The sequence below is a fragment of the Holdemanella sp. DFI.5.55 genome (assembly GCF_020593575.1).
GTDB lineage: Bacteria > Bacillota_I > Bacilli_A > Erysipelotrichales > Erysipelotrichaceae > Holdemanella > Holdemanella hominis.
On the sequence record NZ_JAJDMK010000344.1, the window covers coordinates 1 to 244 of the forward strand.

At 58.2% G+C, this 244-nt stretch carries 1 pseudogene; it reads left to right on the forward strand.

Annotated features, from left to right (window positions below):
* Positions 1-244 (forward strand): annotated as a pseudogene (locus LJE08_RS14350) (GTPase HflX); the annotation flags it as partial.

Genomic DNA, 244 nt, shown 5'->3' on the forward strand with positions numbered 1-244 from the left:
CACGGTGGTGGTGAACGAGCGATCCTCGTTCACTTGGAAGGACAGGACCCTGAGGCGCGCGAAGATCCGCAGGAGTTCCAGGAGTTAGCTGTGTCGGCTGGCGCCGATACCGTCGCGTTTTTTAACGTGCCGCGTCATCGGCCATCGGCCAAATACCTGATTGGCAGTGGCAAGGTCGAGGAGTTGCGCGACCTGGTCAAGGCCGAGAAGGTTGACATCGTGATTTTCAATCACGTACTCACGC